Annotated in this window: 7 protein-coding genes; 1 reads left to right on the forward strand and 6 read right to left on the reverse strand. The window is 67.0% G+C overall.

What is annotated here, in order from left to right; translation table 11 throughout:
* Nucleotides 1-42: 42 nt before the first annotated feature.
* The 6 genes from ACFWPX_RS32755 to ACFWPX_RS32780 form a co-directional block, all read right to left on the reverse strand.
* Nucleotides 43-1680: a cation acetate symporter gene (locus ACFWPX_RS32755; RefSeq protein WP_378931930.1), complete on the reverse strand. Its 1638-nt coding sequence runs from the start codon at nucleotides 1678-1680 to the stop codon at nucleotides 43-45.
* Complete coding sequence (locus ACFWPX_RS32760; RefSeq protein ID WP_378921573.1) at nucleotides 1677-2030, reverse strand: DUF485 domain-containing protein; 354 nt, start codon at nucleotides 2028-2030, stop codon at nucleotides 1677-1679. The genes ACFWPX_RS32755 and ACFWPX_RS32760 overlap by 4 nt, the downstream gene beginning before the upstream one ends.
* 152 nt (nucleotides 2031-2182) lie before the next feature.
* Nucleotides 2183-3937, reverse strand: a complete 1755-nt coding sequence (locus ACFWPX_RS32765) for a cation acetate symporter (RefSeq protein ID WP_378931942.1) — start codon at nucleotides 3935-3937, stop codon at nucleotides 2183-2185.
* Nucleotides 3938-3940: 3 nt separating this feature from the next.
* The gene (locus ACFWPX_RS32770) at nucleotides 3941-4306 is read right to left on the reverse strand and encodes a hypothetical protein (protein ID WP_378931946.1); all 366 of its coding nucleotides are present in this window, start codon (nucleotides 4304-4306) and stop codon (nucleotides 3941-3943) included.
* Entirely contained in the window at nucleotides 4303-5100 is a 798-nt protein-coding gene (locus tag ACFWPX_RS32775; RefSeq protein WP_378931948.1) for a LytR/AlgR family response regulator transcription factor, read from the reverse strand. The genes ACFWPX_RS32770 and ACFWPX_RS32775 overlap by 4 nt, the downstream gene beginning before the upstream one ends.
* Before the next feature lie 59 nt (nucleotides 5101-5159).
* Entirely contained in the window at nucleotides 5160-6341 is a 1182-nt protein-coding gene (locus ACFWPX_RS32780) for a sensor histidine kinase (protein WP_378921587.1), read from the reverse strand.
* Nucleotides 6342-6553: 212 nt separating this feature from the next.
* Between ACFWPX_RS32780 and dnaE the strand changes: the two genes are divergently transcribed.
* Nucleotides 6554-10117, forward strand: coding sequence for a DNA polymerase III subunit alpha (gene dnaE, locus ACFWPX_RS32785; RefSeq protein ID WP_378921580.1), 3564 nt, complete (start codon nucleotides 6554-6556; stop codon nucleotides 10115-10117).
* The last annotated feature ends 116 nt before the right edge of the window (nucleotides 10118-10233 follow it).

Here is a 10233-nt window from a genome sequence, read left to right on the forward strand (position 1 = left end):
CCGTGCCGGTGGGGCGAACCACCGGCACGGGCAGGGTTGGCGTCAGTGCGAGATCGCCTTCTCCGCACCGACGCCGGTCATGGACCGGACTTCCATCTCCGCGGCCTTGGCTTGATCGACCTGCTCGCCACGGCCACCGAGGAAGGTGCCGAGCACGCCGAGCGCGAACGCCAGCGGAATGGACACGATGCCCGGGTTGGACAGCGGGAAGTAGTCGAAATCGGCACCGCTGATCATCGCGGTCTTGTTGCCCGACACCGCGGGCGAGAACACGATGAGCACGATGGTCGAGATCAGGCCGCCGTACATCGACCACAGCGCGCCGGTGGTGTTGAAGCGCTTCCAGAACAGCGAGTACAGGATCGTCGGCAGGTTCGCCGCCGCCGCCACCGCGAAGGCCAGCGCCACCAGGAACGCGATGTTCTGGCCGTTGGCGAGGATACCGAGACCGATCGCGAGCACACCGATCACCACGGCGGTGATCCGCGAGACCCGCACCTGCTTGACCTCGTCGACCTCGCCCTTCTTGAGCACGCTGGCGTAGATGTCGTGGGCGAACGAGGCCGACGCGGTGATGGTGAGTCCGGCCACGACCGCGAGGATCGTCGCGAACGCGACCGCCGAGATCACCCCGAGCAGGATCACCCCGCCGAGTTCGAACGCCAGCAGCGGCGCCGCCGAGTTCTGGCCACCCGCCGCGGCGAGGATCTTGTCCGGGCCGACGATGGCCGCCGCGCCGTAACCGAGCACCAGGGTGAACAGGTAGAAGGCGCCGATCAGGCCGATCGCCCAGACCACCGAGCGCCGAGCCTCTTTCGCGGTCGGGACCGTGTAGAAGCGCATCAGCACGTGCGGCAGACCCGCGGTGCCGAGCACCAGGGCAAGGCCGAGCGACAGGAAGTTCAGCTTGGACATCTCGCTGCCGCCGTATTGCGCGCCGGGCGCGAGTACATCGCGGGCGGCGACCGCCTTGCTGGTGGAATCGCTCACCGATTCCTGTGCGGCACCGAGGATGTCGGAGAAATTGAAGCCGAACTTGGCCAGCACCATCACCGTCATCAGCGCGGCGCCCGCGATCAGCAGCACCGCCTTGATGATCTGTACCCAGGTGGTGCCCTTCATGCCGCCGACCAGCACGTACACGATCATCAGCACGCCGACTGCCGCGATGACGACCGATTGTCCCGCGCGACTGGAGATATCGAGCAGCAGCGCGACCAGGCCACCGGCGCCCGCCATCTGCGCGAGCAGATAGAACAGCGAGACGGTGAGGGTGGTCAGCGCGGCCGCGGTGCGCACCGGGCCTTCCTTCAGCCGGAAGCTGAGCACGTCGGCCATGGTGAATTTGCCGGTGTTGCGCAGCATTTCGGCCACCAGCAGCAGCGCGACGAGCCAGGCGACGAGGAACCCGATCGAATACAGGAACCCGTCGTAGCCATAGACGGCGATCGCGCCCGCGATGCCGAGGAAGCTCGCGGCCGACAGGTAGTCACCGGCGATGGCGACGCCGTTCTGCGGGCCGGAGAAGCCGCGCCCACCGGTGAAATAGTCCGCGGCACTGGCATTGTTGCGGCTGGCCCGGATCACCACGACCATGGTGACCGCGACGAACAGCAGGAAGATAGCGATATTGGCGATGGGGTTGCCCACCGTCTCGGACGCGGCAAGGGTGACGCTCATGCCCGGCCCCCCTCGAGTTCTTCGCGAATGGCCGCGGCGCGCGGATCCAGCTCACGGTTGGCGAAACGGACGTAGAGCCCGGTGATGAGGAACGTGGAGGCGAACTGCCCGAGGCCGAGCAGCAGGCCCACATTGATGTTGCCGAAGACCGGCCGCGCCATGAAGTCGTGCGCGTACGCGCCGAGCAGCACATAACTCAGGTACCACACCAGAAACAGCGCGGTCATCGGGAAGATGAAGCGGCGCAGCCGGTTTCGCAGATCTTGGAACTGCGGACTCGCTTGTACCGCGAGCCATTCGTCGGCACTCGGCGTGCGCGGATCGGGCGCCTCGGTGTCGGTTTGGGTCATGCCGGTCGTCCTAGCGTGAAGGGGGGTCGTGCGTGGAGATGACGGTAAGGGGCCGGACGTGCCCGCATGATGGTGTGGCGTGGGTCACTCGGTGAAGGTGGCTGACCGTGCGGTGAGCGGTCGGTGTGGTGCGACGAACGGTCGTCGCAAGATCACCGGTGGGCGGTGGTTTCGGGGTCGCGGTCGGCGCTCATCCCGAGCCGTTCGGGGGCGTGCATGCGCAGGAAGACTCCGGCTACCGTCCGGGGATCCTGGCCCGTGGTGGCGAGGCTCACCAGGATGGTCACCGCGAAGGCCAGTGGCACGCTGACCGCGCCCGGATAGTCGACGATCGCGGCGGCCCAGCCGTTCGCCAGGTCGGGGGAGACGCCACCGAGCACCGCCAGCACGGTCGCTCCACCCGCGGTGATGCCGCCGGTGAGCATGCCGGCGGCCGCGCCGGTCGCGGTGAGTCCGCGCCACCAGATACCGAGGACGAGCAGTGGGCACAGGGTCGACGCGGCGACCGAGAAGGCGAGGGCGACGGTGCGCGACAGATCCAGGGACGCGACGGTCACCGCGAGCGTGAGCGGGACCAAGCCCGCGACCAGAGCGGCCAGCCGGAAGTCCCGGATGCGCCCGCGCAGCACGTCGGTACTGAGCACGCCCGCCAGGCTGACCAGCAGCCCCGACGAGGTGGACAGGAACGCCGCGATCGCCCCGGCCGCCGCCAACGCGGCCAGCAGCTGTCCACCGAGTCCGCCGAGTACCGCGCCGGGCAGCAGCACGACCGCCGCGTCGGAGGCGCCGGTGATCAGCAGTTGTGGCACGTAGAGGCGGGCGAAGACGCCGAGCAGGATCGGGAACAGATAGAACACGCCGACCAGCCCGATCACCGTCAGCGCGGTCCGGCGAGCGGACGGGCCGTCGCGGTTGGTGTAGAAGCGGACGAGCACGTGTGGCAGTCCCATGGTGCCGAGGAAGGTCGCGACGATCAGCGAGAACACCTGGTACTGCGGATGTTGTCCGCCGAAGCCGCCGCCGGCCGCCACCCAGCTCGCGCCGTCGGCCGGTGCTCCGGCCACCACCGGAACGGCCGAGCCCGGCGCGAGGATCAGCTCGCTACCTTCGGCGAGAGTGTGATCGCCCGGTGTCAGCACGACCGGACCCGCGATGGGTTGCCCGTCGAGCGTCCCGGTGATCGTGACCCGCTGCGAAACATCCAGGTGCACTACGACATCGGTGGAGATGTCGACGGTGGTGCGCTCGTCGACGGTCGGTGGCACGGGCGTTGCGACCGGTCGTTCATCGGCGAGGAAGTGCATGCCGAGCACCAGTGCCGGCACCGCCACGGCCGTCAATTTCAGCCAGTATTGGAAGGCCTGTACCAAGGTCACCGACCGCATTCCGCCGCCGATCACATTCACCAGGACGATCGCGCCCACCGCGACCGCGCCCACCCAGGCGGGCACCCCGAGCAGAATGTGCAGAGTGAGTCCGGCGCCCTGGAACTGCGGGATCAGATACACCGCGCAGACCAGCACGACGAGACCGGCGGCCATGCGCCGCAACCGAATCGACCCGAGCCGGAATTCGGCGAAGTCCGGCACGGTGTACGCACCGGATCGGCGCAGCGGCGCGGCCACGAACATCAGCAGGCCAAGATAGCCCGCGGTGAATCCCACCGGATACCAGAGGGCGTCGGCGCCGTATTTGGCGATCAGTCCGGCGACGCCGAGAAAGGAAGCCGCGGACAGATATTCACCGGAGATCGCCGCCGCGTTCCATCGCGAACCCACGGTGCGTGAGGCGACCAGGAAGTCGGAAGTCGTGCGGGACAGGCGCACTCCGTAAACGCCGATGCCGACAGTGGCAAGGGCGGCCAGCAGCAGTGCGGCGACCGTCAGTGCTGGATTGTCGGGGCTCATGTGTCAATCCCCGGCCAGTTCCAGGAAATCGTCTTCGTTGCGTTGGGCGAGGCGAACGTACAACCACCCCACCGCGTACAGCGTCGGGAACGCGAGGACGCCGAGAACCAGCCACGGCAGCCGAATTCCGGCAACGGTGGCCTCGGCGATCGCGTCGACGCGGAACAGCACCGGCAGCGCACCGAACCCGACCGCCACCACCAATCCCAGGCGCAATGCCAGTCCGAGCTGCGCCCGGATCAACCCACCGATCAACGCCGCACCCAGATCGGTCTGCTCGACCATCTCCGTGCGAGTGCGCACCTGACGGGCACCCCGCCGCTGCGCCAGCACCACCCGTTCGCGCGGGGGCCGCTGCGGACCCGTCATCGTTGCGACCAGTTCTGCCGAGGTCCGTGCACGAGCCGCTGCTTGAGTTCGCGCACCTGCCGCCTGCTCACCGGCAACTCCACCGCGCCTGCCGCCCCCTCGGCCCGCAAACACACCACGGTCGCGTTCCCCGCACTCCGCAACCCGGTCACCAATCGCAACGCCACCAGATAGGACCGATGCACCCGCAGAAACCCGGCGTCCGCCCACCGTGATTCCAGCGCCGACAACGGAATCCGCACCAGATGCGACCCGCTTCCGGTATGCAACCGCGCGTAGTCCCCATCGGCCTCGACCCACGCCACATCCGCCCGATTCACCAATGTGGTCACCCCGCCGAGCTCCACCGGAATCACCTCACTGGGATGCGCGGACTCCGTATCCACCGCGCTGGGCACCGAAACCCGCCCGGCCAGAATCCGCCGCACCGCCTCGCCCAACCGGGCACCTCGCAACGGTTTCAGCAGATAGTCCACCGCGCCCAAATCGAAGGCGGCCACCGCGTGATCATCGTGAGCGGTCACGAAAACCACCGCGGGCGGCTCCGCGAACTCCGACAGAATTCCCGCCAACTCCATTCCCGTGAGCCCAGGCATATCGATATCGAGAAACACCGCGTCGATCGGATGCGCCCGCAACAACCGCAATGCCGCGGTCGCCTCACCCGCCCGATGAATCTCACCGACCCCCGCCTGCGTGCTCAGCAGATATACGAGCTCATCCAGCGCCGGTTTCTCGTCATCGACGGCGAGCACCCGCAGAGCGGTCGGGGATTCTTCGGTGTTCCAGGTCACAACCCATCCATCGTAACCGGCGCCGTCGGTGGCGGTGTCGAACTGCCCTGCTACGCGAATCAGGCGCGGATTCCGGCGCGGAACTTCGGTACCCGCATGCTGACCTTCGTTCCCGCTCCCGGCGCGGTTTCCACGACCAACCCGTAGTCGTTGCCGAAGGCGGCACGCAGGCGGTCGTCGACGTTGGCCAGGCCTACGTGGGCGGCCTCGCCGGTGCGGGCAGGGCCGGAATCGGTGTCGACGGCGTCGAGGGCGCCGGAGCGCAGCAGGTCGGGGTCCATGCCGATGCCGTCGTCTTCGACGCTGATCAAGCAGTCGGTGCCCGCGTCGCTGGCGACGATGCTCAGCTGCCCGCCCCGGCCGCCGCCGGCGAGGCCGTGCCGGACCGCGTTCTCGACGAGTGGCTGCAAGGCGAGGAACGGCAGCACGACGCCGAGGACTTCCGGCGCGATGCGTAAGCGCACGTCGAGGGCGTCGCCGAAGCGGGCCTGTTCCAGCGCCAGGTATCGCTCGATATTGCGCAGTTCGTCGGCGAGGACGGTGAATTCGCCTGCGGCGCGGAAGGAATAGCGGGTGAAGTCGGCGAATTCGAGGATCAGTTCGCGGGCCCGATCCGGGTCGGTGCGGACGAACGAGGCGATCGTATTGAGCGCGTTGTAGATGAAGTGCGGGCTGATCTGGGCTCGCAGCGCACGCAATTCGGCCCGGTCGACCCGAGACCTCGAAGCATCCAGCTCGGCGAGTTCCAGCTGCCCACACGCGTACCGCGCCACCTCCGCAGCGGCGCCGAGCATGCCCGGTCCCGGCTTCCCGGTCGTCACCATGCCGAGCACACCGACCGCCGCTCCCGTGTCGATCGGCAACGGTTGGGCGATCAGCGTGTGCTCGTCGCCGGTGACCAGCACGGGCCGCTCATCGGCAACCGCCCGCCGCGCGGCATCGGCGAACGACGCGAGCATTCCGGTATGCGGACCGTCCCAAGCCAGCAGAGTCCCCTCGGCATCGGCCACGCCCAGCGCCTCGGCGCCGGCGAGGGCGCGCAGGTGTGGCGCCGCCTCGTTCGCGGACTCCTCGGTCAGCCCACGACGCAACGGCACGGCGGCCAGCGAGGCGGTGTGCAGCGCTTGGTGGACCGCACGCTGGGCCGGTGTGGTGACGACACGCTGGGTCCGCTGCCACACCAGTAATGCCACGACCAGCAGGGCGGCGACGACCACAGCGGCCACGATGAAGGTGGTCAACGAGTGGGCCGATCGGAGTACACCCACCGATTATGTCGGTGTGGGCACCTGAATCGGCTCAGGTCGCCTTCATCGCGCGGTCGGGTGCTCCTCGGTGACCTTCACCACGACACGCCGACCCACGCCGAGGTGCGGTTCGGGGCGCGCGTGCCGAGTGCGAAATCTGTCGGACCCCCGTGCATAGAATGCCAAGGCCAACCCCCGCCGACTCTATGGGAGGAAGGACCGTCTTGGCTCCGTCCGGATCGTTCGTTCACCTGCACAACCACACCGAGTACTCGATGCTCGATGGTGCGGCGAAGATTTCGCCGCTGTTCGCGGAGGCGGATCGGTTGGGCATGACCGCGGTCGGCATGACCGACCACGGCAATATGTACGGCGCCTCGGAGTTCTACAACTCGGCCAAGAAGGCGGGCATCAAGCCGATCATCGGCATCGAGGCCTACATCGCACCGGGCTCGCGCTTCGACACCAAGCGAGTGAAGTGGGGCGATCCGGGTCAGAAGGGCGACGACGTCTCCGGCTCGGGTGCCTACACCCACATGACCATGGTCGCCGAGAACGCCGTCGGCCTGCGCAATCTGTTCAAGCTGTCGAGCCTCGCCTCGATCGAGGGCCAGCTGGGCAAGTGGGCGCGCATGGACGAGGAGATCATCGCCCAGCACGCCGAGGGCATCATCGCGACCACGGGCTGCCCGTCGGGTGAGGTGCAGACCCGCCTGCGCCTCGGCCACGATCGCGAAGCGCTCGAAGCCGCCGCGAAGTGGCAGGAGATCTTCGGCGCCGACAACTTCTTCCTCGAGGTGATGGACCACGGTCTGTCCATCGAGCGCCGGGTCCGCGAGGGCCTGATCGACATCAGCAAGCAGCTCGGCATCCCGCCGATCGCCACCAACGACTGCCACTACGTCACCAAAGACCAGTCGGTGAACCACGAAGCGCTGCTGTGCATTCAGACCGGCAAGACGCTCTCGGACCCGACCCGCTTCAAGTTCGACGGTGACGGCTACTACCTCAAGTCCGCCGCGGAGATGCGCGCGATCTGGGACGCGGAAGTCCCCGGCGCCTGCGACAACACCGAACTCATCGGCGAGCGCGTACAGCCCTACGACGACGTCTGGGCACACCGCGACCGGATGCCGGTCTTCCCCGTGCCGGAAGGCCACACCCAGGCCACCTGGCTGCGCAAGGAAGTCTTCGACGGTCTCGATCGCCGCTTCCCCGACGGCCCGTCGCAGGAGTACATGGCGCGCGCCGATTTCGAGCTCGGCGTCATCTGCGAAATGGGTTTCCCCGCCTACTTCCTCGTCGTCGGCGACCTGATCAAGCACGCGCTGGAAGTCGGCATCCGCGTCGGTCCCGGCCGTGGTTCGGCCGCGGGCTCGCTGGTTGCCTACGCGATGGGCATCACCAATATCGACCCCATCCCGCACGGTCTGCTGTTCGAGCGATTCCTCAACCCCGAGCGCGTGTCGATGCCCGATATCGATATCGACTTCGATGATCGCCGCCGCGGTGAGATGGTCCGCTACGCCACCGAGAAGTGGGGCAGCGACCGCGTCGCCCAGGTGATCACCTTCGGCACCATCAAGACCAAGGCCGCGATCAAGGACTCCGCGCGAGTCCTGTTCGGCCAGCCCGGTTTCGCCATCGCCGACCAGATCACCAAGGCGCTGCCGCCGCCGATCATGGCCAAGGACATCTCGGTCTCGGGCATCACCGATCCCGACCACGAGCGGTACAAGGAAGCCGCCGAGGTCCGCGAGCTCATCGGCTCCAACCCCGACGTCGCCAAGATCTACGAGACCGCGCGCGGCCTGGAGGGCCTGATCCGCAACGCGGGTGTGCACGCCTGCGCGGTCATCATGTCCTCGGAGCCGCTGACCGACGCCATCCCGGTGTGGAAGCGCGCGCAGGACGGCGCGATCATCACCGGCTGGGACTACCCGTCGTGCGAGGCCATCGGCCTGCTGAAGATGGACTTCCTCGGTCTGCGCAACCTCACCGTCATCGGTGACGCCCTGGAGAACATCAAGGCCAACCGCGGCATCGATCTCGACATGGATCACCTGCCGCTCGACGACCCGGCCACCTACGAACTGCTCGCCCGCGGCGACACCCTCGGCGTGTTCCAGCTCGACGGCAGCGCCATGCGCGATCTGCTGCGCCGCATGCAGCCCACCGGCTTCGGCGATATCGTCGCCGTCCTCGCGCTGTACCGCCCCGGCCCGATGGGCATGAACGCCCACAACGACTACGCCGACCGCAAGAACAACCGGCAAGAAGTCAAACCGATCCACCCCGAGCTCGAAGAGCCACTGAAAGAGATCCTCGCCGACACCTTCGGCCTGATCGTCTATCAGGAACAGATCATGCAGATCGCTCAGAAGGTGGCCGGGTACTCACTCGGCCAGGCCGATATTCTGCGCCGCGCCATGGGTAAGAAGAAGCTGTCTGTCCTGGAAGAGGCCTACGCGGGCTTCCGCGACGGCATGCTCGCCAACGATTTCTCCGAGCCCGCCATCAAGGCGCTGTGGGACACGATTCTCCCCTTCGCCGGTTACGCGTTCAACAAATCGCACGCCGCCGGCTACGGCCTCGTCTCCTTCTGGACCGCCTATCTCAAGGCCAATTACCCGGCCGAATACATGGCGGGCCTGCTCACCTCCGTCGGTGACGACAAGGACAAGGCCGCGATCTACCTGTCGGATTGCCGCAAGATGGGCATCACGGTGCTGCCGCCCGATGTCAACGAATCGGAGCTGAACTTCGCCTCCGTCGGCACCGATATCCGGTTCGGTCTCGGCGCGGTCCGCAATGTCGGCACCAACGTGGTCGGCTCGATCATCACCGCGCGCAAGGAGAAGTCGAAGTTCACCGACTTCTCCGACTATCTGAACAAGATCGACGCAATCGCCTGCTCCAAGAAGGTCACCGAATCCCTCATCAAGGCAGGCGGTTTCGATTCCCTCGGGCATCCGCGCAAGGGCCTGCTGCTGATCCATTCCGATGCGATCGACGCGGTGATGTCGACCAAGAAGGCCGAGGCGATCGGCCAGTTCGACCTGTTCGGCGGCCTCGACGACGGCGACGACTCGATGGCGTCGGTGTTCAACGTCAAAGTCCCCGAGGACGAATGGGAGACCAAGCACAAGCTCGCCCTCGAACGAGAGATGCTCGGCCTCTACGTGTCCGGGCATCCGCTCAACGGCGTCGAGCACGTGCTGGCCGCGCAGGTCGACACGCCCATCCCGGCGATCCTGGAAGGCGACGTCAAGGACGGCGCGCAGGTGACCATCGGCGGCATCCTGGCCTCGGTGAACCGCCGCATCAACAAGAACGGCCTGGCCTGGGCCTCGGCTCAGCTCGAGGACCTCACCGGTGGTGTGGAAGTGCTGTTCTTCCCGCAGTCGTACTCGGTGTACGGCATGGACGTGGTCGAAGACGCCGTGGTGCTGGTGAAGGCCCGCGTCTCGGTGCGTGACGACCGCATCTCGCTGATCGCCAATGATCTTGTCGTGCCGGATCTCTCGGCCATCGGCGTGGCCAAGCCGGTAGCGGTCGTGATGACCACGCGCATGTGCACGCCCGACAAGCTCGGCGAGCTCAAGAAGGTCCTCACCCGCCACCAGGGCACCTCGGATGTCTTCATCCGCCATGTCGGTGCCCGCGAGAAGACCACCATGCTCAAACTCGATGACGCCTGGCGGGTCTCCCCGTCGTCGGCGTTGATGGGCGATCTGAAAGCACTACTCGGTCCGGGCTGCCTGGGCTGAGCAAGCTCGCAAACAGCGAAACCACCCGCAGCGCGGGGGGGGGGGGGGCGGGTGTGAAGTGGGGTGGGGGGGGGTTAGAGTGTCTCTTTTGAAAAAAACAGACCACACAACCACAG

The sequence above is a fragment of the Nocardia sp. NPDC058518 genome (genome assembly GCF_042719655.1).
GTDB lineage: Bacteria > Actinomycetota > Actinomycetes > Mycobacteriales > Mycobacteriaceae > Nocardia.